Annotated in this window: 17 protein-coding genes; all 17 read right to left on the reverse strand. The window is 60.3% G+C overall.

The annotated features are described in order from the left end of the window. Window positions 1-121 precede the first annotated feature (121 nt). Window positions 122-1,324 carry a formaldehyde dehydrogenase, glutathione-independent gene (fdhA, locus tag DLM_RS16285; RefSeq protein ID WP_089085795.1) on the reverse strand — a complete coding sequence of 401 codons (1,203 nt, stop codon included), beginning with the start codon at window positions 1,322-1,324 and terminating at the stop codon, window positions 122-124. Window positions 1,325-3,117: 1,793 nt separating this feature from the next. Then, the gene (locus DLM_RS16290; RefSeq protein ID WP_089085796.1) at window positions 3,118-3,816 is read right to left on the reverse strand and encodes a hypothetical protein; all 699 of its coding nucleotides are present in this window, start codon (window positions 3,814-3,816) and stop codon (window positions 3,118-3,120) included. Window positions 3,817-4,560: 744 nt separating this feature from the next. Further along, a complete protein-coding gene (locus tag DLM_RS16295) occupies window positions 4,561-5,031 on the reverse strand; it encodes a hypothetical protein (RefSeq protein WP_089503687.1) in 471 nt (156 codons plus the stop codon). A 19-nt stretch (window positions 5,032-5,050) separates the two neighbouring features. Next, window positions 5,051-5,485, reverse strand: coding sequence for a hypothetical protein (locus tag DLM_RS16300; RefSeq protein WP_197715433.1), 435 nt, complete (start codon window positions 5,483-5,485; stop codon window positions 5,051-5,053). Between the two features lie 2,015 nt (window positions 5,486-7,500). Next, window positions 7,501-7,776, reverse strand: a complete 276-nt coding sequence (locus DLM_RS24080; protein ID WP_089085799.1) for a barstar family protein — start codon at window positions 7,774-7,776, stop codon at window positions 7,501-7,503. A gap of 867 nt (window positions 7,777-8,643) precedes the next feature. Continuing rightward, on the reverse strand, window positions 8,644-9,666 hold the full coding sequence (locus tag DLM_RS16320) for a hypothetical protein (protein ID WP_197715434.1): 1,023 nt from the start codon (window positions 9,664-9,666) through the stop codon (window positions 8,644-8,646). Window positions 9,667-10,241: 575 nt separating this feature from the next. Further along, on the reverse strand, window positions 10,242-11,180 hold the full coding sequence (locus DLM_RS16325) for a choline ABC transporter substrate-binding protein (RefSeq protein WP_197715435.1): 939 nt from the start codon (window positions 11,178-11,180) through the stop codon (window positions 10,242-10,244). Window positions 11,181-11,421: 241 nt separating this feature from the next. Next, window positions 11,422-12,408: a GlxA family transcriptional regulator gene (locus DLM_RS16330; RefSeq protein ID WP_045847928.1), complete on the reverse strand. Its 987-nt coding sequence runs from the start codon at window positions 12,406-12,408 to the stop codon at window positions 11,422-11,424. A gap of 96 nt (window positions 12,409-12,504) precedes the next feature. Further along, complete coding sequence (locus DLM_RS16335) at window positions 12,505-13,371, reverse strand: ABC transporter permease (RefSeq protein WP_231959876.1); 867 nt, start codon at window positions 13,369-13,371, stop codon at window positions 12,505-12,507. A gap of 80 nt (window positions 13,372-13,451) precedes the next feature. Continuing rightward, on the reverse strand, window positions 13,452-14,501 hold the full coding sequence (locus DLM_RS16340) for a quaternary amine ABC transporter ATP-binding protein (protein ID WP_089085800.1): 1,050 nt from the start codon (window positions 14,499-14,501) through the stop codon (window positions 13,452-13,454). A 755-nt stretch (window positions 14,502-15,256) separates the two neighbouring features. After that, a complete protein-coding gene (locus DLM_RS16345; protein ID WP_089085801.1) occupies window positions 15,257-16,366 on the reverse strand; it encodes a hybrid-cluster NAD(P)-dependent oxidoreductase in 1,110 nt (369 codons plus the stop codon). Window positions 16,367-16,539: 173 nt separating this feature from the next. Next, window positions 16,540-17,805 (reverse strand): aromatic ring-hydroxylating oxygenase subunit alpha, encoded by a 1,266-nt coding sequence (locus DLM_RS16350; RefSeq protein WP_089085924.1) that lies wholly within the window; start codon window positions 17,803-17,805, stop codon window positions 16,540-16,542. Window positions 17,806-17,889: 84 nt separating this feature from the next. Then, on the reverse strand, window positions 17,890-18,636 hold the full coding sequence (locus DLM_RS16355; protein WP_089085802.1) for an electron transfer flavoprotein subunit beta: 747 nt from the start codon (window positions 18,634-18,636) through the stop codon (window positions 17,890-17,892). Further along, a complete protein-coding gene (locus tag DLM_RS16360; protein ID WP_089085803.1) occupies window positions 18,633-19,739 on the reverse strand; it encodes an electron transfer flavoprotein subunit alpha/FixB family protein in 1,107 nt (368 codons plus the stop codon). Before DLM_RS16360 ends, DLM_RS16355 begins: the two co-directional genes overlap by 4 nt. A gap of 61 nt (window positions 19,740-19,800) precedes the next feature. Beyond that, window positions 19,801-21,690 carry a DUF3483 domain-containing protein gene (locus DLM_RS16365; RefSeq protein ID WP_089085804.1) on the reverse strand — a complete coding sequence of 630 codons (1,890 nt, stop codon included), beginning with the start codon at window positions 21,688-21,690 and terminating at the stop codon, window positions 19,801-19,803. A 1-nt stretch (window position 21,691) separates the two neighbouring features. Next, a complete protein-coding gene (locus tag DLM_RS16370; protein ID WP_089085805.1) occupies window positions 21,692-23,752 on the reverse strand; it encodes an NADH:flavin oxidoreductase in 2,061 nt (686 codons plus the stop codon). Window positions 23,753-23,767: 15 nt separating this feature from the next. Next, entirely contained in the window at window positions 23,768-24,301 is a 534-nt protein-coding gene (locus tag DLM_RS16375) for a DUF5943 domain-containing protein (RefSeq protein WP_045847926.1), read from the reverse strand. Window positions 24,302-24,407 lie beyond the last annotated feature (106 nt).

Raw genomic sequence — 24,407 nt, forward strand, 5'->3', positions numbered from 1 at the left:
TGCTTGAAAACATGCTGTTTGACTGCCAGACGGCAAGATTGCGCCGTCTGGCAGCGCACTGCAATGCCCAATTGGCGTTAGCTGCCAGTCGGGCATGTACTACTTGATGGTGAGCTCAGTATCAGGCGGCGCGCAGCAGTTGCAGATGCGGGTCGATAACGAATTTCTTCGGTGCTCCGCCATCGAAGGCCGCATAGCCCTGCGGGGCCTGATCCAGCGTGATCAGCTCCACGCCCACCACTTCGGCAATATTGATGCGGTCCCACAAAATGGCCTGCATCAGCGCACGGTTGTACTTCATCACCGGGGTCTGGCCGGTAAAGAAGGCGTGGGACTTGGCCCAGCCCAGCCCCAGCCGTACCGACAGGCTGCCCTTGCGCGCCGCTTCGTCCTTGGCACCCGGATCGTCGGTCACATACAGGCCGGGAATGCCGATGCGCCCTGCTTCGCGGGTGACTTCCATCAAGGAATTGAGCACCGTGGCCGGGGCTTCCTGCTGCGAACCGGCATGGCCGTGGCCACGCGCCTCGAAGCCGACAGCGTCAATGGCGCAATCCACTTCCGGCACGCCCAGAATGGCGGCAATCTGCTCGGCCAGCGTGGCATCCTGCGACAGGTCGGCAGTTTCAAAGCCCACCGCCCGCGCATGCACCAGCCGCGCCGGGTTCACATCCCCCACAATCACCACCGCCGCGCCCAACAAGCGGGCGGACGCCGCTGCCGCCAGACCCACCGGCCCGGCACCGGCCACATACACCGTACTGCCGGGGCCAACCCCGGCGGAAACGGCACCGTGATAACCGGTGGGCAGGATGTCGGACAGGCAGGTGAGATCGCGGATCTTGGCCATGGCCTGACCGCGGTCGGGGAATTTCAGCAGGTTGAAGTCGGCATAAGGCACCATCACGTATTCCGCCTGCCCGCCCACCCAGCCGCCCATGTCGACATAGCCATAAGCGCCACCGGCGCGGGCCGGGTTCACCGACAGGCACACGCCGGTGTGCTGTTCCTTGCAACAGCGGCAACGGCCGCACGCCACATTGAACGGCACCGACACGATGTCGCCCTTTTGCAGGGTTTCCACATCGCTGCCCAGCTCGATCACCTCGCCGGTGATTTCATGCCCCAGCACCAGGCCGGAAGGCGCGGTGGTGCGGCCTCGCACCATGTGCTGGTCCGAGCCACAGATATTGGTGCTGAGTACTTTCAGGATGACCCCATGGCCCAGCTTGCGGCCCTGGGGGGATACCAGTTCGGGAAAGGGAATGGACTGTACTTCTACCTTGCCTGGCCCTACATAAACTACTCCGCGGTTACCCGTCATTGTTGTCTCCTCACTGCAACTGCATCGGAGCGCGCCCCGCTCCGGGGGGAGCCTGCGCCAGCCATGACTGGCGGCCCACCTCAAGATAAGGGAGTGGCGGGTGGGCAACTTGAACAAATGCGACAGCTTTGCGGTGGATAACGTCTGTGGGCTGTTCGTCCGGTGGATAAAAAAACCTGTGTAATCATGGGGTTTTATGTATAGAACCGGCAGCACTGACATCCGCTCACGCGGATGGTGGTTTACATGCCGCTTCCACGCGGGGGACGGGATGCGTGTTTGCTTGGCGACGTTATTGGCGCCAGCACGTAGGGCGGAAGCCCCAGCCTTACCGGGGCGTTCCGCCGTCATGCGGACCATCCCTGCACACAACACAAAATCAATTGTTCGGACTGTAGAAATCCGCTGCGCGGATAATGATTTGCATGCCGCTTCCGCGCGGCGGACGGGAAAGAGGGCTTGCCTGGCCAATCCCTCCTTCACCTCCAAGGCCACCCCACAAGCATGGCCTGCGGCTGCCCGACAGGTCCCGACCGAGGCGAGGCGCGCCTGAACTCGCGATTTGCTAACGTCAAATCGCTCAAACATTGCAGGCGCTTAAGACCTCGCCCCGGCCACCCGTCGGCATGCTTGACGGGGCCCAAGGGGCGCGTTGGTGCGGTGCTTATCTGATCAGTAACACCTGTCGGAGCTGGCCCAGTCCCGTCAGCGCGAGCCGACGCAGACGTGCCGCTCAGGGTTTTAAGCGGTTTGATCTTGGCGGCGATAACCCAGTGTGGGAATCCGCTCACACGGATGATGGTTTACATGCCGCTTCCGCGCGGCGGACGGGAAAGAGGGCTTGCCTGGCCAAGCCCTCCTTCACCTCCAAGGCCACCCCAGCAAGCATGGCCTGCGGCTGCCCGACAGCACCTGACACTGCTGCGGCACGGCTGAAACTCGCGATTGGCTAACGTCCAATCGCTCAGACAGCCAGCCGCTTAAAACCGCAGCAGCGTCACCCGTCGGCATGCTTGACGGGGGCCGGGGGTGGCATCGGTACGGTGGTTTTCCTGCTGAGAAGATGGATTTATTCGGGAGCGTTTCGCGGTGGATCGCCCCTGCGGGGCATCCACCCTACGGGGTAGGTACGTAGGGCGGAAGCCCCTGCCTTAGCGGGGCGTTCCGCCACGGTGCATCCATCGCCAGAGAAATCCCCCGAAAGCAGTACGATCATTTTCTTCTCAGAAACACCTGTCGGAGCCGCCCCAGTCCCGTCAGCGCGAGCCGACGCAGACGTGCCACACAGGGTCTTAAGCGGTCGGCTGTCCGCAGCGGCGCGACGTTAGCGCGCCGCAAGTTCCGGCCGCGCCCTGAGTGGCATGGCTGGGGCGGGAATTCGACGCGCTGCGGGTCGCCTTTTCTTTGGGTACTTTCTTTTGGCGAAGCAAAAGTAAAGTACCTCGACGGCGGGGCGAGACCCGCGAAGTTGTTTTTGTCTTTGCTTTTCGATGGTTTTCTTGATGCACAAAGGGCAAGCATCCGCTACGCGGATGATGATTTACATGCCGCTTCCGCGCGGCGGACGGGAAAGGGATCTTTGCTTGGCCAAAGATCCCTTTCATCCCTAAAGGCCACCCAGCAAGCATGGCCTGCGGCTACCCTCCGGGACCTGACACTGCTGCGGCACGGCTGGAACTCGCGATTGGCTAACGTCCAATCGCTCAAACAGCCAGCCGCTTAAAACCGCAGCAGCGCCACCCGTCGGCATGCTTGACGGGGCCCTTGGGCACGTCGGTACGGTGCTTATCTGATCAAGAACACCTTGGCGTTGGTGCGCAGCCTTCCGCCGCCTCCACCCGCCACGCCTGTTTGTTCATCCGTCTGGCCAATAGCTGATGGCAAGCCTCCGCCAGCCGCAGCAGCTCGGCATTGCTGCTGGGCAAACCATCCGGCGCGGCAATGTGCTGGGCCAAAGCCTGCAAAGGCGTGGCCTGACTGTTGAGCGCCACCAGTCGGCCATGTGCATGGCGGCTGGCGTGGTTGGGGGTGTAATGCAGCGTCAGCAGCCAATGGCCGTGCTGCCAGCCTTGTCCCTGTTCCAGTACCGCACGTAATACCGCATGGCTGATCTGCTGCCCGGCCTCGGCGGCCATGGCCAGTGCCTGGTCGTGGCGTGGTGCGTCGCTTGGGCGCTGATGCAGGGCGGGGAGGACTTGGCGGTTCAGCCAGTGGCGCAGCCGTTGTGCGGCTGGGCGTCTGCATTGGCGCAGTGCCTGTTGCAGGGTGTTTTCCGGCAAGTATTGTGGCGGGTTGTCGTGTGGTGGGTGTTTACAGCAGGGGTGTTGTTGCAGGATGTGTTGCAGCCGATGGCGCAGGCGTGGGCCGAATAGTTGCAGGATATCGTCGCCGTGCAGGCAGCAGGTGTGGGGGTGGAGGTGCAGGCGGATGGGTTTGCCGAGGTAGAACAGGGTAAGGGGTGGGGGAATGGCTGATGGTGAGTTTTGTGTCATGGGGCTGATCTCCAATTTCACCAACTAGATATACAGGTCGCCAAACCTGATTGCGCCTGGTGGCGCAACTGGGTAAGGCTAATCAGCGTTGTTGGCAGCAGCAAGGGTGGAGGGACACGGAAACACTGGCATGTGGTGCAGGTAAGGGGTTTGAATCCGCTGCGCGGATAATGATTTGCATGCCGCTTCCGCGCGGCGAACGGGAAAGAGGGCTTGCCTGGCCAAGCCCTCCTTCACCTCCAAGGCCACCCCACAAGCATGGCCTGCGGCTGCCCTCCGGGGCCTGACACTGCTGCGGCACGGCTGGAACTCGCGATTGGCTAACGTCCAATCGCTCAAACAGCCAGCCGCTTAAAACCGCAGCAGCGCCACCCGTCGGCATGCTTGACGGGGCTGGTGGGCGCGTTGGTGCGGTGGGGAATTCAGTAGATAAGTAGATAAGTAGATAAGTAGATAAGTAGATAAGAAGATTTCGGATGCTACCGAATAGATTTCTGCTTACGACCCAAACCAGAAGGTAGGTTTCGGGGAAAGCGGACGTTTAACGATTTGACTTGAAGCGACGGCACCGTCAGCTTCAACTGTTTGTTAGCCAGCGGACAACCAAAGTTCAGCTTCATCGAGATACGTACGCAGGGACTCGGCGACCTTGAGTGTTGTGGAGTCATTATCAAACCGAAACCATTATCCGTCGGAACCCGGTCGAGGCGAGCCAAGCCGGTGTCGATGGTCCGGGGGCAGGTATTATCGCTCCGCTCTCGTAAAGTGTTCATAGCGGCCAAAATCGGGGAAATGTTCCCAATTGCCACTCACGTCAGCGGAACTGCTTGAGGTTTCGAGGCTATGCACAGGAACGAAGCCTTCTCTACTAATCGTGAGCGTTCCGTCCGGCTGGAACAAATACGCTGTTCCTTTACTGACCTTGTCGCTGTTGCCTTCAAATTCTCTCCACGTTGCCATTGAGAGGAACAGCTTGCCAGGCTGTTTTTCTTGAAAAGCGTAAGTCAGATACTCTCTAAGTGCTTCATCTAGGAAGCCTACTCCGACAAAGCCGTGTTTTATTTCGAGGAAACATGTGGGGCTAGCGACTGGCCCGATGAGAGCGCAATACAGCTCGCCTTTTAGATGAAGGGCTTGGGCCTGTTCATAGGTATAAGCCTCCAAGGATAGCTTCTTGGCCCGGAACCACCCCTTGCAGAAAGAAACAGTGCTCATTTGTACCTGCTAACAGTGTTTAGTCGCGTAGTGGTTTAATGGCGAATAAAAGTTGAGAAACCTCTGCATTAAGAAACCCCTTGTCCTGTAGTCCGAGAGACTTGCGTATATCGATAACGAAGCGCGTGAATGCAAGAATCTCCGATTCGGTTTCAAGTGTTGCGCCGGCGGCCCAGAAAGTAGCGAGTCGTTTGACAACTTGCTCTTCACCGAACATGCAGATGCGCGTTTTTGCGTGAGTGAGCTTAGCAAGCTGTTCCAATTCCTGTTCTTTTTTTCCAAGGCGTTGAGCCGAAACCACAAGAGAAACGGCCTCAAAGAAATCGATATAGGCTTGGTTACGAGATTCGAGAAGTTGTTTCGCCTCGTTGTTCTGCCGTGCAAGGTAGTTCTGCAAGAACGCACCGACTACGACACCAAGAATTGATAACAGCGAAGCAATTGCAACGGTCATAAATACTCCGTAAACGGCTAACGTAGTGCTAACCGGTACTGCGCGGCTTTATTGCGCAGCGTCCTGCGTCCAAGGGCGCGGGGGTGAGTGTTATCGTTAGGTATGGTTATGGGGTAATGCGCGAATTGTCTGAAACCGCGAAGGCAACCCATCCGGATGGACAGCAAACGCTTGTGAGTTGCTTTTGAAAATGGGCCTCGCCCTGCGGATCCCATGACGGCCCAAAACGAAGTGATAGATGTGCTGATTCAACAGGCTGGCCACTTAGCGAAAGCTCAACCGAATAGTCCCCCCCTTGAAGAAACGCTCCTTCCAAGCAGCCAGGAAATGTGGAATTGAAGAGTTGCGACACTACCTCGAAGCTACCAAGTGGGGATACCGTTTCGACCTCAGCGAGGTTTTCTACCGCCAGCCTCGACGGTTTAAGAACGATGATGTCAAAGCTCATTTCAGGCTGCCTAACGGTTATTCACGAGCAGAAACGTCCGGGTTATTGCCAAAAATATGGACGCGCTTGAGACCCCTATAACATTTTTAACGACATAGAGATTATCCCTCGCAAGTCTCCTTATCAATCGTCAATCATACTGACAGGGCCAGTGTCTGCTCAGCGATTCATTCTTGGGAGTCCGCTCCTGGCCGACACCAGTCATGCTAGCACGTTGGCATGGAGAAAATCTTGACCTGTATTGGTGACGGTCCAGACAGTGATCCGTTATCGCAAGACCGTACCAACGAAACCTGCTCCCGTCAGCGCGAGCCGACACAGGCGTGCCGCTCAGGGTTTTAAGCGGTCGGCGGTCCGAAGCGGCGCGACGCTAGCGCGCCGCAAGTTCCGGCCGCGCCCTGAGCGGTGCGGCTGGGGCGGGAATTCGACGCGCTGCGGGTCGCCTTTTCTTTGGGTACTTTCTTTTTGGCGAAGCAAAAGAAAGTACCTCGACGGCGGGGCGAGACCCGCGAAGTTAAACGCAGTGGCTCAGGATGAAAATCGGGTTGCCATTACCAAGTCAAAACAGGCTTTGTATCCGCTCACGCGGATGATGGTTTACATGCCGCTTCCGCGCGGCGGACGGGAAAGAGGGCTTGCCTGGCCAAGCCCTCCTTCACCTCCAAGGCCACCCCACAAGCATGGCCTGCGGCTGCCCGACAGGCCCCGTCCGGAGCGAGGCGCGCCTGAACTCGCGATTTGCTAACGTCAAATCGCTCAAACAGGGCAGGCGCTTAACACCTCGCCCCGGCCACCCGTCGGCATGCTTGACGGGGCCCATGGGCGCGTTGGTGCGGTGGGGAATTCAGCAGATAAGATGATTCCGGATGCCACCAAATAGATTTCTGCTTACGACCCAAAGCGGACGTTGCTGTCACGAAGTGAAGATTGCGCCAAGATGGTTAAATTCCATTCCTTATCCAATTTTTTACTACAACCTCTATCACCTTCGTAACCGTAACCCAGTCATCGAGGCTTACTCCATGTGCCTCCATTGCTGTTGCGGCATTCTGCGCAAGTTGGTCTGCGCGATGTTGAGAAACATGAAAACGCTTAGCGATATGTTCGGAAATCTTGGCGAGTATGTCGGTCATCGAATTCGAAGCTACTTAGTCATTACAGGTTATCTTGCTGAAATAACCATGCCCACGCTGAGGTCCGGCTCTGGCCGACTCCAGTCGGTGCTCAGTATCGGCCGACAATTTTGAGCTCTTCCGCCGCATCCTGCACGCGTTGATGCAGCTTGTCCGCAGCAGCGAACCACGAAGGCTCTCGATAGCTACCATCCGCCATCCGCTCAAGATCTGGCGTCCACTCTTTGTGAAGCCAAAATACCCGCGGAATGGCTCTCGACAAAACGCTTAGGTCATCTTGGCAGAATCCCTCAGAGAGAAGACGGTCTATCTCTACAAGGCACCTATGATATCCGACGACAGCCTCTTGAAACATTGCCACATCAGAGACCTCAGGGATGAACGCTACGATAGCGCTTTGGAGCTCGCTCAATTGCAGCATGCGGTCGAGGTGATTAATCAAACGAGACCTTTACATATGTTGACTGGCTTGCAATGTCATGAAGCGCTTTGAGAAAACAGCCATTGCGAAACGCCTGCATGTGCTTTGTGTTGATAAATTGAAGTTCACAATTACCAGGCCATCCGGGACCACCATTCAGTCCATCCCGGAATGCATGGAGGTTACGTCCAAAGTAGTCCGCACCGTCAGGTTCGATAGATGCCACGTACATCTCCCAGAAGTCTGATTCGGACTCAATAGAGAGACAATCAATAACGATGACCCGCATATTTTCCTGTCCAGTTTAAGACCATCCTTCATCGACGACCGCTCCTGGCCGATACCAGTCATGCTAGCACGTTGGCATGGAGAAAATCTTGACCTGTATTGGTGACGGTCCAGACAGTGATCCGTTATCGCAAGACCGTACCAGCGAAACCTGCTCCCGTCAGCGCGAGCCGACACAGGCGTGCTGCCCAAGGTTTTAAGCGGCTGCATGTTTGAGCACCGTGACGGTAGCACGGTGCGAGTTCAGCCGCGCCTTGGGCAGGATGGCAGCAGCGGGAATCCGACGCGCTGCGGGTCGCCTTTTCTTTGGGTACTTTCTTTTGGCGAAGCAAAAGTAAAGTACCTCGACGGCGGGGCGAGACCCGCGAAGTTGATTTTGCTGTTGGTTTTGTTGGTTTTAAGGTGGTGAGCACCAAGCCAAGTATCCGCTCACGCGGATGATGATTTACATGCCGCTTCCGCGCGGCGGACGGGAAAGAGGGCTTGCCTGGCCAAGCCCTCCTTCACCTCCAAGGCCACCCCACAAGCATGGCCTGCGGCTGCCCTCCGGGGCCTGACACTGCTGCGGCACGGCTGGAACTCGCGATTGGCTTACGTCCAATCGCTCAGACAGCCAGCCGCTTAAAACCGCAGCAGCGCCACCCGTCGGCATGCTTGACGGGGCCAAGGGTGGCGTCGGTGCGGTGGGAATCCAGCAGATAAGACGATTCCGGATGCCACCAAATAGATTTCTGCTTACGACCCAAACCGGCCGGTGCCGGCGCTCGAAACCGGACGCTGACAACACTTGGTCCTTCCACCCTGTTTGGCCACATGCCCAGACTAATCTATTGCTTATCTTCCCGCTCGCTTAGCGGAAATGCATTGCTCATGCAGCGGAATACTTCTGCGAAAGCTCCTTTAGAGCGAACCTCCCTTTCTCGGCCACTGACGGGTTGCCATCTGACTCAAGAATAGTCGCCAGTTCGGACCCAACAGCCCCGAGTGCTCCCAACTCTCGAATTAGTACGTCACCTGCAATACGTCGAACAAATGCTGAGCGGTCTGAAGATGCAGCTCTCAAGGTCTCTTCGAGCAGGTCATTCTTAGTCAGAAGGCGTTCGCCAAATATTGGCATAAAGTGACCTTTGCAATACCGTATGTCGGTCCACTCCCATTTTCGGCCTGCCACCCACGTTGCCTTCCCCTCAAGTAGTGACTTATAAGCCTTTGCCCTTACGGATGGTTGAATGGCGCTGCTTGCTATTTGGGACAGATGTGCGTCAAGCACGGAAGATTGTCCTAGCTGAGTTAGAACAGAAGCTAATGGCCCTACTGCCTCGGATATCAGACGCGATTTGAGAACGCAGGCTACTGCTTCAATTGAAGCAATCGTCAGCAGCGTTTGCCTTTCTTCGTCTTCGGAGCGACCCCATGAATTCCAATGTGGAAGGACAGCACATAGAACGTCGACAACATCTTCTGGATTCGATGCAACCGCAATCGACGTTAGCTGCTCACGGGCAGCCGAACGAACTTGAGGAACCCAATCGTTGAGTCGACGGACAGCCATCGCAAAGAAGAACCGATTTGGGGCGCGCCCTGAAAGGACTCGAAGAGCGTGCTCACGTTTGAAGCCGTCGCCACTACATAGGTCAATCCAGGTAAGAAACGGGGATGGCTTGCGCCAGAACCTCCACTTGGCAGGCTTGGACTGTGCGGCGGCTTGATAAAGACCGGAACGAATAAGGCGTTCCCAATAATCCAGATTGGATAAGGGGATACGTGACGTTACTTCGACCAATCCAGACATATCAGCGACGATACTACTACCCGAGTTGAGTGAGGCGACGAACTCGCTAACCGCGGATAGAACGTGAGCGTCTATTTCTCGCTGTGTCGACACTTGCATTGCACCTCCTAACGACCTTGTGGATTCGTCGCCACATTCTGCGGTGGACCCATTGTAATCACAAGACAGCGAAGGTCAGCTCCTAGCCGATACCAGTCATGCTAGCACATTGGCATGGAGAAAATCTTGACCGGTATTGGTGACGGTCCAGACAGTAATCCGTTATCGCAAGACCGTACCAACGAAACCTGCTCCCGTCAGCGCGAGCCGACGCAGACGTGCCGCTCAGGGTCTTAAGCGGTCGGCTGTCCGCAGCGGCGCGACGCTAGCGCGCCGCAAGTTCCGGCCGCGCCCTGAGTGGCATGGCTGGGGCGGGAATTCGACGCGCTGCGGGTCGCCTTTTCTTTGGGTACTTTCTTTTTGGCGAAGCAAAAGAAAGTACCTCGACAGCGGGGCGAGACCCGCGATTTGTTTTTGCCTTTGCTTTTCGATGGTTTTCTTGATGCACAAAGAACAAACATCCGCTGACGCGGATGATAAGAACACAGGTCGGAACCGCCATAGGCTGCACACCAGCCCCCCAAGCGAAAGCCCCGACCAGAGCCGGGGCTTTCAAAGGTGCGCTACCGATTAAATCAGTGGCCCAGTGCCTTGTTCACTGCAGCCAGGCCCGGCTTGCCATCCAGCGTGGTGACACCGGCCAGCCAGGTTTTCAGGATGTCCGGGTTCTTCTTCAGGTAATCACGCGCGGCGGTTTCCGGCTTCACCTTGTCCATGATCGGGCCCATCACGCGGTTTTCGATGGTGGTGGTGAAGCGCAGGTTATGCAGCAGCTTGCCCACATTCGGACAGCGGGTTTCGTAATCCGGGCTGATGGCGGTGAATACCTTGGCTTCACCCAGGTTGGGGCCGAATACATCGTCGCCGCCGGTCAGGTAGGCCATCTTGTATTTCACGTTCATCGGGTGCGGTTCCCAGCCCAGGAACACGATCCACTTTTTCTGGCGGATGGAGCGTTCCACTTCGGCCAGCATGCCGGCCTCACTGGATTCCACCATCTTGAAACCGGCCAGGTTGAACTGGTTTTTCTTGATCATGCCGTCAATCAGCAGATTGCCGTCATTACCCGGCTCGATACCGTAGATCTTGCCGTCCAGCTTGTCCTTGAACTTGGCAATGTCCTTGAAATCCTTCAGGCCACCGGCAGCCACGTAGTCCGGCACTGCCAGCGTGTACTTGGCGCCCACCAGGTTGGGGGTGTCCAGTACCTTGATCTGGCCAGCCTTGACGAAGGGCTCGATCACCGGGGTCATGGACGGGTTCCAGTAACCCAGGAACACGTCGATCTGCTTGCTCTTGATGCCGGAAAAGGTGATGGGCACCGAGGCGATGGTGGTGGTCGGCTTGTAGCCCAGGCCTTCCAGTACCACGCTGGCCATGCCGGTGGTGGCGGCGATATCGGTCCAGCCTACATCGGCGAAACGGACATTGCGGCATTGCGCCGGGTCATTGGCCAGCGCGCTGCCACAGGCAGCCAGCAATACCGAACCCAGCATCAGCTTGCGAATTTTCATTACACCACTCCCGTATAAATGTTTTGATCAACCCGGTGACAGGATTGCCGTGCCAGCACGATGGGCTGGCTGCGGAGAACAGGTGGAAAACCAAGGTCTTGCACAGGGTCAAGATTGCCATGGCGGGCAAGGGCTACTTGCGCCAGCACGACCCTGACTTGCGCGAATGCGCCGTAGAAAAAAGGCCAGTGCTGCAAGGAGTAACAGCACTGGCCGGCTGCCGGTTTTGCCGCCCGGCAGCTCAGGCAATGACTGCAGAATCAACCAGATACTGCTGCCGCTCGCGGCTGGGCGGATAGCCAAACAGGCCGCGGTAGGACTTGGAAAAATGCGATGAGGACAGGAAACCACAGGCCACGGTGACTTCCATCACGCTCATATTGGTTTGCAGCAGCAATTCGCGCGCGCGGCGCAGGCGCAGGTCCAGGTAGTACTGGGCCGGGGTGGTGTTGAGATAACGCTTGAACAGGCGTTCCAGATGGCGCAGCGACACGCCCAGTTCGTCCGCCAGGTTTTCCAGCGAGCGCGGGTTTTCGATATTGCTTTCCATCGACAGCGCGGCGTCCACCAGCGTTTCGTGGCCGGTGCCGATACGGGCCAGCAGCGGGATGTGCTGCCGGTCGCCATTGTCGCGCAGGCGGTCGACGATGAACTGCTCGGATACATCCGCCGCCAGGCTCTTGCCGCCCTTGTGGCGGATCAGGTGGCACATGAAGTCCAGCGGCGCCGTGCCGCCACTACAGGTGAAGCGGTCGCGGTCCAGCACGAACAGGTCGGAGGTGAACTTGGTCTTGGGGAATTCCTCGCTGATGGACAGCAGGTTTTCCCAGTGGATGGCACAGCGGTAGCCATTGAGTACCCCGGCCTTGGCCAGCGCGAAAGTGCCGGTACAGATGGCACCCAGCGGCACGCCCTGGGCAGCAAAGCGGCGGATGACGGACAACACCTTGTCGTCCACCGCATCACGCACCTGCCAGCCGCCACAGACAATCAGCATGTCGTATTGCTGCGGGGCTTCGGGGGAGGTGATGGGAGAGAGTTCCAGCCCGTTACTGGCGGCCACCGGCTGGCCATCAGCCGACAGCAGGCTCCAGCGGTAGAGTTTTTTGCGCGACAGGTAATTGGCCATGCGCAGCGGTTCCACGGCGTTGGAAAACGCGATCATGGAAAACTTGTCCAGCAGCAGGAAACCAATATGCGACAACGAAGCGATTTGTTGCGGACCCATGGTGACCTCGGTAGGTGATGTGTGATGGATGGTTTTTGTGTTGTCTTGCATCGGCCGGATGATGGTTGTCATCCGGCCTGCTGATACCGGCAGGGTCTAGCTGCCCTGCTCTGCCGCACGCGTGGTGGGCGTGTGGCCAAAACTCTCGGTAATGCGGTCCAGAATGATGGCGAGCAACACCACCGCCAGGCCGCTTTCAAAGCCCAGGCCCACATCCAGCCGCTGGATACTGGCCAGTACATCGTTACCCAGACCACCCGCCCCCACCATGGAAGCAATGATCACCATGGACAGCGCCATCATGATGGTCTGGTTGACCCCGGCCATGATGGAAGGCAGCGCGATGGGCAACTGCACCTTGAACAACAGCTGCCAGGAAGTACAGCCAAACGCATGGCCGGCTTCCACTTGCTCCTTGTTCACCATGCGGATGCCCAGGCTGGTAAGGCGCACTGCGGGCGGCACGGCAAACACCACGGTGGCCAGAATCCCCGGCACCCGGCCCAGGCCGAAGAACATGGCAGCCGGAATCAGGTAAACAAAGGCCGGCATGGTTTGCATGAAGTCCAGCACCGGGCGCACCAGCATGCCCACCAGCTTGTTGCGGGCACACCAGATACCCACCGGCACCCCCAGCAGCAGGCTGACACAGGTGGCGGACAGGGTAAGTGCCAGCGTGGCGATGGTTTGTCCCCAGAAGCCGGTCGCCCAGATCAAACCCAGTGCGGCACAGACGAACAGGGCAAATTTCCAGCCCAGCCGCCAGAAACCTACACAAGCAAAGATCGCGCCCATCACCAGCGGCGGAATGCCCAGCAACAGGAATTCCACCATGGTGGCAAACCAGTCGATGGTGTTGCCGATGGCGTCAAACGCCCCGGCATTGTGGTCCAGCATGAAATGAATGACCTTGTTGACCCAGTCGCCAATCGGCAACATGTCTTGCGTGCTGATATCAGCCATGACGGCGTACTCCTTCGCTGCGGCTCACGCACCATCCCGGCGCAGTGGCCAGTGGATGGAACGGTGCGCCTTTGTCCGGTTCAGTGGGTGGCGGTGCTTTGCAGGCGGTGCTGGGAAATCTTGCTCAGCACGCTGCTGGGCGTGATCAGGCCCAGGCACTGGCCCTGATCGTCACGTACCTGCAGGGGTTCGGTCTGGCCCAGGAGCTGCTGCAATACATCAGGCAGGCTGCAGGACGGCGGCACATGCAGGCCGGGGCGGCCGGCATGCGGGGCATGGTTCACCTCGATCAGGTCCTTGGCTTGCAGGTAGCGCGAGGTGTCCACGCTCTTGAAGAAGTTGCGCACGTAGTCGTCGGCCGGGTTTTCGATGATTTCCTGCGGCGTGCCCACCTGTACCAGGCGGCCGCCTTCCATGATGGCGATGCGGGTGCCGATGCGCAGGGCCTCTTCCAGATCGTGCGACACGAAGAAGATGGTGCGGCGCTGTTCGCGCTGCAGTTTGAGCAGGATGTCCTGCATTTCGGAACGCTTGAGCGGGTCCAGTGCCGAGAAGGCTTCGTCCATCAGCATCAGCGAAGGGTTGACCGCCAGCGCACGCACCAGGCCGACACGCTGCTGCATGCCGCCGGACAATTCGTGCGGGTATTTGTGGGCAAACGGTGCCAAGCCGACTTGCTCCAGCACTTCCATGCCACGGGCTTCGCGGGATTTACGATCCACCCCGGCAATTTCCAGGCCGAATGCCGCATTGTCCAGCACCGAGCGGTGCGGCATCAGGGCAAAGCTCTGGAACACCATGCTCATGTCGCGGCGGCGCAATTCCACCAACTGCTTGTAATTGAACTTGGTGATGTCCTGGCCATCCAGGATGATCTGGCCGTCGGTGGGGTCCATCAGGCGGTTGATCAGGCGGATAAGGGTGGACTTGCCGGAACCGGACAGGCCCATCAGCACGAAGATTTCCCCTTCCTGCACCGAAAACGACACATCGTTCACGCCGACCACACTGCCGGTCTGCTTGAAGATTTCATCCTTGTGCGCGCCGGATTTCAGCATGCGCATGACGTCTGAGGACTTACCCCCAAACACCTTGTAGAGGTTCTTCACCACTATCTTGGCCGACTGCATTGTCTCTTCTCCTTCGTAGCGATCACACGCTGGGCCTGACTTGCGCCTGCTTCATTCACCGCTGTCCGGCAGTGCTGAAATCTTGTACGCCAGTCGGTTTGCCATCGTGTCCGGCACGGCAGTCCTGCTGCCGGCCGGGATATGGTCTACCCGGATACTTCGTGCCTGTTCCGGGCCTTTTAACATTGCTGCCTGCCATTGCTGGCTGGCGTGTACCGGTGACCAAAACCCTTTGCCCGTCGGGCCACCGCAGTGTGGTATTCCCCATGGCCGTTGCCCGCCTGCGGTGCCGGCATATCGCCGGATCTGCTGACTGATCCGGCAAGCACCGCCACCTCTTCCACCGCCAACGATTTCGAAGAATGTTTAATGTAAATCAAGGATTACGATAGGGAGTTAGTGGTATTAAAAATAACCGCATTCCGACGCCGATCTGTCCGCAAACGACATCAGGTCGAGAAATGACAATTCTTCACCCCTAGACAGCAAAATCAGCTGCTTAGCGCCATCCGGCCGCTACAAGCTGCCCTTCTGCCGCTGTCGTAAAAAAACCGCAATAGTTGGTCCGGAAAAATCACCACACATAGTGGATTTTCCTGATGCAGCGCACCAATGGCATATCAACAGGCGTATTCACTAGCTAAAAGGTATAAAGCAAGAAAAATGCCTGTGCCCAAACGGACAAGCAGGCATCAAGGGAGCCACAAAAGAAGCCTGCCGGGAGAGGCAGGCCCAGGGGAAATCAGCGATTACAATCAGCGGTCCACCACCAGATCGCTCAGCGGCTTGCTGCAGCAAGGCAGGAAGAAACCCTGGTCCACCTCGCGCTGGCGGATGCCGCCTTCGTGCTGCATGTCCACCTTGCCTTCCAGCAATTTGGTCTTGCAGGTGCCACACACACCACGGGTGCAGGACGCTGGCAGGCGCATGCCCTTGGCCAGCGCAGCGGCCAGCACGGTCTGGCCCGGTGCCACCGACAGGTCATCCCCCATCTTGGCAAAATGCACATTGAAGCCGCCGCCTTCACTGCTGGCGGATATTTCGTCCACTGCGGCGTCCGGCGCTGCAGTCGCCAGCTCGGCAAAATTGAAGCTCTCTTCGTGGTAGTGCTGCATGTCAAAGCCGCAGTCCTGCAGCATCTGCCGCACCGAGGCCATATAGGGTGCCGGGCCGCAGCAGAACACCTGACGCGCCATCAGGTCGGGCACCATGTGCAGCAGGCGCGCCGCGTCCAGCCGGCCGGTAAAGCCCGGCCATTCCGGTTCGCCCTGCCGGTTTTCACAGACAATCGCCTGGCTGAAAGTGGCATGGCTGCTGGCAAGCTGGGCCAGTTCCTTGCGGAAAATGATGTCGCGCGGCGAGCGCGCGCTGTGGACAAACACGATGTCCGCGCCACTGGCCAGGTCGGTCAATGCCCGGCTCATCGACATCAGCGGCGTGATGCCGCTACCGGCGGACAAGAACAGGTACGGCGTGCTGGCATGGCGCACATAGGTGAATTCGCCGGACGGCCCCAGCACATTCAGCTGCATGCCGGGACGCAGGGTGTCATGCAACCAGCCGGACACCACGCCACCAGGAATGCGCTTGACGGTGATGCTGACGCGGTCTGGCCGGGTGGGGCTGGAGGACAGGGTGTAGCAGCGGTTGACGCTTTCACCGTTGATGTCCAGCTCCAGCGTGATGAACTGGCCGGGCTGGTAATGAAAGCGGCGCGGCGGTTCGGCACGGAACACAAAGGTTTTGACGTCGTGGGTTTCCTCACGCACCTGCACGCATTGCAGCGTGCTGTCTTCGCCCGGCTGCCACCAGGGCAGGTCGGCGGCTTGCGGGTGGGTATCCGGATGGGTGTTGACGCTGCTCATGGCGATTCCTTTGCTGACTGGCTGATCGCCCGTTGGCGGGCTGTTGCTGTAATTCCCGATAACAAAACCCCCGCGCGCCGGGTTCTCTACGCGGTTTTGTTAGCGCTTCCAAGAGTGGCAGGCCGCGCCAGGCAGCCTGCCGTTTACGACGTTTTACGGCGCGAAAAACCGGATCAACCCTGTTCCAGCCCTGCCCCCAGGCGGCCGATATACCAGTTGGTGAATTTCTCCACCAGCTCTTCGGTATAGGGCGAATACGGGCCGGGACGGTAGGCGGTGCTGTTGACGCCCACTTGCGACTCTTCCACCAGATGGCGGTCCTGGCCGTTGGTGGCATTCCACACGCGGGTGAGGTTGGCCACGTCGTAATCCACGCCTTCCACCGCGTCCTTGTGTACCAGCCACTTGGTGCGCACCAGGGTGGTGTCCGGGGTCAGCGGTAGTACAGTGAAGGTGACGATGTGGTCGGCCATGAAATGGTGCCAGGAGTTGGGCTGTGTCCAGAACGACAGGCCACCCGAATCGGCGTCCTTGATGTCGCCCAGCAGCTTTTTACAGGCCGAGCCGGTGTCCATGGTTTGCGACTGGCCCTTGCGGTCCAGCGGCATGCGCATGGTGCGGAAGCCGGACACGTCGGACAGCTTTTCGATTTCGGCCGACGGCAGGCCACAGGCCTCCCAGCGCGCATGGCTGTCCTTGACGATGTTTTCGTAATTGGCAAGGCCCGCCGCCAGCTCGGCCTTGGGGGCAAAGCCGTAGCTGTAGGCATACAGCGAGATGGTGAGCTCGGGATGGTTGCCGGTGCAGTGGTAGCACTCGCGGTTGTTTTCCATCGTCAGCTTCCAGTTGCCCGCCTCGATGATGTCGATCTGGGCGGCCACCTTGGTGTTTTCAATCTGGTGCGGGGCGATATAAGGGCCCATCTGCTCCAGCATCACGTCGATGTCGGCCGGCGGCTCGTCGGCCAGACAAACAAACAGCAGGCCTTGCAGATTCTTCAGATGCACCGGCTTCAGGCTGTGATGCGACAGGTCGAAGCCTTCGGGCATGTGGTCGGCAAAAATCAGCTTGCCGGCCAGGTTGTAGGTCCATTGGTGATAAGGACAGACCAGATTGCCCACCGAACCTTTTTCATCGGCGCACAGGCGCGAGCCACGGTGGCGGCAGACATTGTGGAAAGCCTTGATCTGCATGTCGTCGTCACGCAGGATCAGGATGGGTTCCTTGCCGATTTCCACGGTGACATAGTCGCCCGGCTCCGGAATTTCCGACGACACGGCCACGTAAATCCAGTGACGCTGGAAGATGTACTTGATGTCGGCATCAAACACTTCCTGCGAATTGTAGAACGGGGCCTCCAGGCTATACCCCGGCTGACGGCGGGCAACCAGCTCACGCAGTTTTTGTACCGGCTGGAAGCGAATGGCGCTTTCTTGCATTTCACGCATCTCCAAAACAAGTTTTTGCTCAGGCATCCTGCTAGCCGGTGGGTGGGGTGCTGGTCGGATGCTGCGGGGTTGTTGTCAGAAATCGACGAGCTGATGTTGCCTGAGGTAATCCAGCACAACTTGCGCTTTTTCGACAGAATCGCCCTGTTTTACGACCACCCCGGCCTGCTTGGCATCACCCCCGGCAATGGCCCCCTGCATGCGGGCATGACCACTGACCTTGCTGGCCGCCACCAACGCCCGCGCGCGGCGGGCAGGCTCCAGCACCACCGGGGCCAAAGCCGCGCCAGTGGCGGCTTTGCGCTTGATCTTGCCCTGCTGCAGACGGGCATAGCTCCAGCCAGGCGCGGTGGCCGCACGCGGGTTGACGCTGGCCACCAGCGGCAGGCCGGCCTTGAGCGTGCGCCGCACGCCCTTGGGCAGCGCCTGCACCGCCTGCCACTGCCGGTCGGATTTGGACAAGTCCAGCACATCCGGCAGCAAGGCCGCGCCCAGTTGCTCGGCCAGCTGATAAGGCAGCAGGCCGGAACCGTCACCGCCACCGGAACGGGCACCACACAGCACCATGTCGACACCCTGCAAGGCCGAGCCCAGCGCGGCGAGCACATCGCTGTCCGGGCTCAGGCTCAGGCTGTGGATGTTGTCTGCACCACGGGCCAGATAATCGGCCAGCGCGGCATCGTCGGCGGCACCGGCATACCAGACTTGCAGCTCACCGGGCAGGCGCTGCGCCAGTGCCAGTGCGGCCAGATCGGCCTCGCCGGCACAGGGACGGCCGCTGACCGGATGCACGGCCGGGGAAACCAGGACGGCTATTTTCATACTTGCTTCTCCTTGCGCTCACGTCGCACCAGTTGTTCAAACGCACTGATGAAGGACTGGCAGTCGTCGATGATGCTGAGGTCGGCACGCTTGATCATGGGGGCGGCGGCATCCAGGTTCACCGCAATCACATGGCGGCAGGACTTGATGCCTTGCAGATGCTGTACCGCACCGGATATGCCCAGCGCGATATAGGCGCTGGCCTGCACCGTCTTGCCGGTGGCACCCACCTGCTTGTCGCGGGTGAAGCGGCCATCGTCCACCGCCACGCGGGACGCACCCACGGCGGCACCCAGTGCTTCGGCCAGCGCCAGAAAGCCCGGCACATTGCTGACGCCATTGCCGGCGGACACGATCAGGTCGGCCTCTTCCAGCGCCAGCTCGGAAGCCGGACTGGCGGCACTGCCCAGGTCCTGCACTTGCTCGCTGACGGCTGGCAGGGCAGCGGTTTCCAGCCGCTCGCCCTTGCCGACAAAGGGCAGTTTGGCTTCGGCCACGCCACGCGCCAGCAACAGTAGCTGTGCGCGTTCACGCAGGCTGAAACCGGCACCGGGCTGGCGGCGGCGCACGCCATCAGCGGCGATTTCCACCACATCGGTCACCACCGACAGCCGCGCGCGACAGGCCAGACGGCGGCCCAGGTCGGCATCCTCGCCACGGTCGGCAAACAGCACGGTATGCGGGCTTTCCTGCTGCAACAGTTGTTGCAGCAAGGCCAGTTTCTGTTCCGGTGCGTAGCCGGGGTCGGCCACGGTCAGGGCGCGGTCCACGGCCAGTTCGGCCAGCGCTTCCGGCGCGGCGTCTTCCATGCCGTACAGCAAGGCCAGTACTTCGCCGTCCTTGCCCGCCAGAATGGCGGCGGCGGCAATGGCTTCGCGCGCGGCATCATCCAGTTGGCCGCGTTCGGCATGGGCCACCACCAGCAGGCGCTGGCTGAACGGCCCGTTGCTGCGCAGCGGCTTGTGGGCCGGGCCGTGGGCCAGCATGGCGGCATCGCGGCTGCCGCTGTCATCGCCCAGCACAATGCGCTTGAGGCCGCTGGGCCCCAGCACCCACGGGCGACGCGGGTCGATGCGCGGAATGGCCTGGGTAGAAAAATCCATCACTTTCTCCTTGTAAGCAGCAGCGGACGGGGCGAAGTCTGTGCTTCTGCCCCGGCTCGCCTCAGGCCAGGCGTTCGGCCACCAGTTCGGCCAGTTCGATCACGTCTGCCCGCTCACCCACCACGCCTTCCAGCATGGCCGTGCAATTGGGGCAGGCCACCGCTACCCGGCCGGTGCCGGTTTCGCGGATGTCATCCATGCGCATGTCGGGAATGCGACGCTGACCGGGAATATCGGTAAAGGCCGCGCCACCACCCCAGCCGCAGCAGCGGGCGTCGCGCCCGGAGCGCTGCATATCGACAACTTTGATACCAATGCCCTTGAGCACATTGCGCGGCGCATTGAAGCCATCGTTGTAACGGCCCAGATAGCAGGGGTCGTGGAAGGTGAGCGGCGGCAGCGGCGTGGCATCGGCCTTCAGCGGAATGGCACGGCGCGCCAGCAGGTGTTCCAGCAGCTTGCTGTGGTGCCATACGTCAAACTGGCCGCCCAGTGCCGGGTATTCATTGGCCAGGCAATGGAATACGTGCGGGTCCGGCGTGACGATGTGGGCAAAGCGGTATTGCGCCAGCGTGGCGATATTGGCCTTGGCCAGCCGCTGGAAACCGGCTTCATCGCCCAGACGGCGCGCCACGTCGCCGCAGTCGCGTTCGGCTTCGCCCAGTACGGCCACCTTCACCCCGGCGGCTTTCAGTACTTTCACCAGCGCGCGCAATGCACGCTGATAACGCATGTCGAAAGCGCCCTCACCGGCCAGCAACAGCCATTCGGTTTGCTCACCCGGCTGCAACACCGGCAGGTCCAGGTCAATCGCCCAGTGGTAACGCACCGCCAGCGGGTAGCCGCCCACGGTGTCGGTATTGCGCAGATTGGCCAGCGCCTCGCTGCCCTTGCCCGGCACTTCACCCCGGCTGAGGGTGAGGTGACGACGCAGGTTGACTACGGTGTCCACATGCTCGATCAGCATCGGGCAGTTTTCCACGCAGGCGCGGCAAGTGGTGCAGGACCACAGCGTTTCCGCCGCCAGCACGCTGCCGACGATGTCCTCGCCCGGCTTCACCACCACGGCGGCCTCGCGGCCCGGATGCGGGTTGCCGGCATAGGCCGGGTCGCTGCCACGGCTTTGTGCTGCCACCATGTCCTGGATCAGCTTTTTCGGGTTGAGCGGCTGCCCGGCAGCATAGGCCGGACAGGCGGCTTCGCACTTGCCACACTGCACACAGGCATCAAAGGACAGCAGGCGGTTCCAGGCGAAGTCCTCCACCTTGGCCACACCCAGCTCGCCTGCGGCAAGATTCAGCGGCTTGAGGTCGGAGGATTTACCGGCAAAGCGTTCGGCACGCGGGTGAAAGGCCAGATGCAGCAAACCGGCCACCGCATGTTTCATCGGCCAGCCCAGGCCAATGCCCAGCGCCAGTTCGGCACCGCCCAAGGCCAGCATCAGCAGCGCCACCACGGCAATCAGTTGCCCGGCCATGCCCAGCTGCGGCCCGGCAAACAGCAGGCCGGCGGCCAGCAGGCTGCCCAGCGCAAACAGGCGCAGGCGGGCGGGCAATACTTGCCAGCGGCCCTGCGACAGACGCGGCGGGGCTTGCAGGCGACGGGCCTGCATCATGCGTGCGCCCAGCAGCATCACCGCGGCCATCAGCACCAGCAGCACGTCCAGCCAGCCCTGGTACAGCATCAGGCCGTAGTTGAGCGCCGACAGCAGCAGGATGGCCACGCCGCCACCGGCAGCGGCTACGTGGGCGCGGGCCACGGCGGGCTCGCGCGCCACCACGTGGTGGATATCGACAAAATAGCGCTTGGGCATGGCCAGAAGGCCAAGCCAGGACACACTGGCGCTGCGCCCCTGCTGCCACAGGCTGGCACGTCTGGCCAGGCCACCCAGCAGCAGGAGAGCACCCAGCCAGAACAGTCCGGTCAGGGCATGGGCAAGGGAGAAGCTCATGTCAGAAATCCTTCACCAGACGCAGGGCGTCGTAGATGGCACCGTGGATGTTGTGCATGGAAATGCAGTCACCCACGCGGAACAGCAAAAACTCGCCCGCCGCCAGCGGCTGCGACAGGGAAGGTTGCGGCTGCGAGGCAAACAGGGTGTGGACGTCGGTCTGGCCCTGGTTCTTCGATAGCTCCTTCATCTCCCAGTACAGGCTGTCATTGGGCAGGATGCCGTTTTCGATCACCACCTGATCCACCGCCCGCTCTTCCAGCGCCTCGGTGTATTCATTGCGCAGCACGGCAATTTTCTTGTCGCCCTCGGCATACACCTTGTCCAGCCAGAAATTGGGGGTAGGGATGATGCCCTGTGCGTACAGGCGGCGGTAGAAAATGGGGAAAGTCGTCCCGCCGGTGTCGTCGCCCACTTTTACGTCGGGGGTGACGATTTCCACCGTGCTGCCACGGCTGGACAGGAAGTCGGCCACGCCGAAACCGGCCTGGGTGCTGACGGCGTCATACACCAGCACGTTCTTGCCCGGTTCCACCTTGCCGGACAGGATGTCCCAGCTGCTGACGGCAATGCCTTCATCCACGCCCCAGTCCGGCACCTGGCTGGTATATGGCACACCACCGGTGGCCAGCACCACGATGTCCGGTTTTTCCGCCAGGATCATCGCCTTGTCGGCGGCCACGCCCAGACGGCGATCCACCCCCAGACGCTGGGTTTCCATGTCCAGCCAGCGCACGATGCCCGCCATCTGTTCGCGCTGCGGGGCCTTGGCGGCCAGTACGATCTGCCCGCCTACCTGCGGCTGTTTCTCGAACAGCACCACTTCATGGCCACGCTCGCGCGCCACGCGGGCGGCTTCCAGCCCGGCCGGGCCGGCACCTACCACCACCACCTTGCGCAGCTTGTCGGCCTTGGCAATGTCGTGCGGCATGGTGGCTTCACGGCTGGTGGCGGCATTCTGGATGCACAACACGTCCTGACCGTGATACTGGCGGTCGATGCAGTAGTTGGCGCCCACGCACTGACGGATCTGGTCCTCCTTGCCATCGCGGATCTTGATCACCAGATGCGGGTCGGCAATATGGGCGCGGGTCATGCCCACCATGTCCACCATGCCGCTGGCCAGAATGCGTTCGGCCTGTACCGGGTCGCGAATGCTTTGCGCGTGCATCACCGGCACCTTGGACACCGACTTGATGCCGGCAGCCAGATGCACAAACGGCTCTGGCGGCAAGGCCATCGGCGGCATGCAGTTGGCCAGGGTGTTGTGGGTGTCGGCACCGGAACCCACCACCGACAGGTAGTCGATCAGGCCGGTTTCCGACATGGCGGCGGCAATGTCCTTCAGCATGTCGTGGCTGAGGCCGTCTTCATGGAATTCGTCACCGCACATGCGCAGGCCGACGCAGAAATCCGGGCCTACTTCGGCCCGTACCGCATTGAGCACTTCCACGCCAAAGCGCAGGCGGTTTTCAAAGCTGCCGCCCCATTCGTCGCTGCGGAAGTTGGTGCGCGGACTCCAGAACTGGTCGATCAGATGCTGGTGGGCGGCGGAAATCTCGATGCCGTCCATGCCGGCAGCCTTCACCCGGCGCGCCGCCTGGGCAAAGTCGGCAATGATGCGGCGGATTTCATGCTGCTCGATCACCTTGGCATTGCCACGGTGTACCGGTTCGCGAATGCCGGACGGGCTGACCAGATGCGGCCAGTGCTCGCCGTAATAGCTGGAGCGGCGGCCCATGTGGGTGGCCTGGATCATGATCTTGGCGCCGTGGCGGTGCATGGCCTCGGCCAGCCGCGCCAGCGGGTCGATGATGGCGTCGGTGGCCAGGTTCACCGACTTCCACCAGCTTTGCGGGCTGTCGATGGACACCGGGCTGGAGCCGCCACAAATGGCCAGGCCCAGGCCGCCCTTGGCCTTTTCTTCGTAATAGCGGATGTAACGGTCGCCGGGCAGGCCGCCCGGCTCGGCATAAACCTCGGCATGCGCGGTGCTCACCACGCGGTTGCGCAGCGTCAGCTTGTTCAGGGTAATGGGCGCAAACAGGTGCGGATAGCGCATGGGACGACTCCCGGCTTACAAGGGATGAACGGTGAAAATGCAGTAGTCGGCACCCAGGCCGGCACACTGGCTTTCGCGGCTGACGGTGCGGTAGTCATGGCCCAGGTTTTCGCCCACCCAGTCCATGGCACCGGCAAACCAGCCGGCAAACAGATAGCAGGCCATGTGTTCGCTCTGCGGCGCACCGGCCACGCCCTGGGCCAGCACGAAACAGGAATTGTCCAGGCGGATGCTGGCATTGCCGGTCACTTCGTCGGCCTCGATGAAGCTGAACTGGCCCCAGCCGCGCTGCGACAGGCGGGACAGATAGTGTTCGAACACCGCCATGCCCTTCAGGCCATGGGTTTGCGCTTCGCTGCCGCACCAGAAGTGGGCGGAACGGTAACCGGCTTCGTACAGCGAATCGGCATACACGCGACGGCCCAGTGCCGCCTCGATGGCCAGATGGTTGTTGATGAAGAAATGCCGCGGCACATACAGCATGGGCAGGCCGTTGGTACTCCAGACGCCGGTGTCGGCATCCACGTCGATGGGAAGTTGAGGTTGCATGCCACTCTCCTGAGCAAGATGGGCGAGTCTGTCCGCCATTGCCTTGCATGGTGCCGGAGGGCATGCTGCTGCTGTTCAGCGCTTGCGACAGGTATTTGCCCCATAC

The organism is Aquitalea magnusonii (assembly GCF_002217795.2).
Classification (GTDB): Bacteria; Pseudomonadota; Gammaproteobacteria; order Burkholderiales; family Chromobacteriaceae; genus Aquitalea; species Aquitalea magnusonii_B.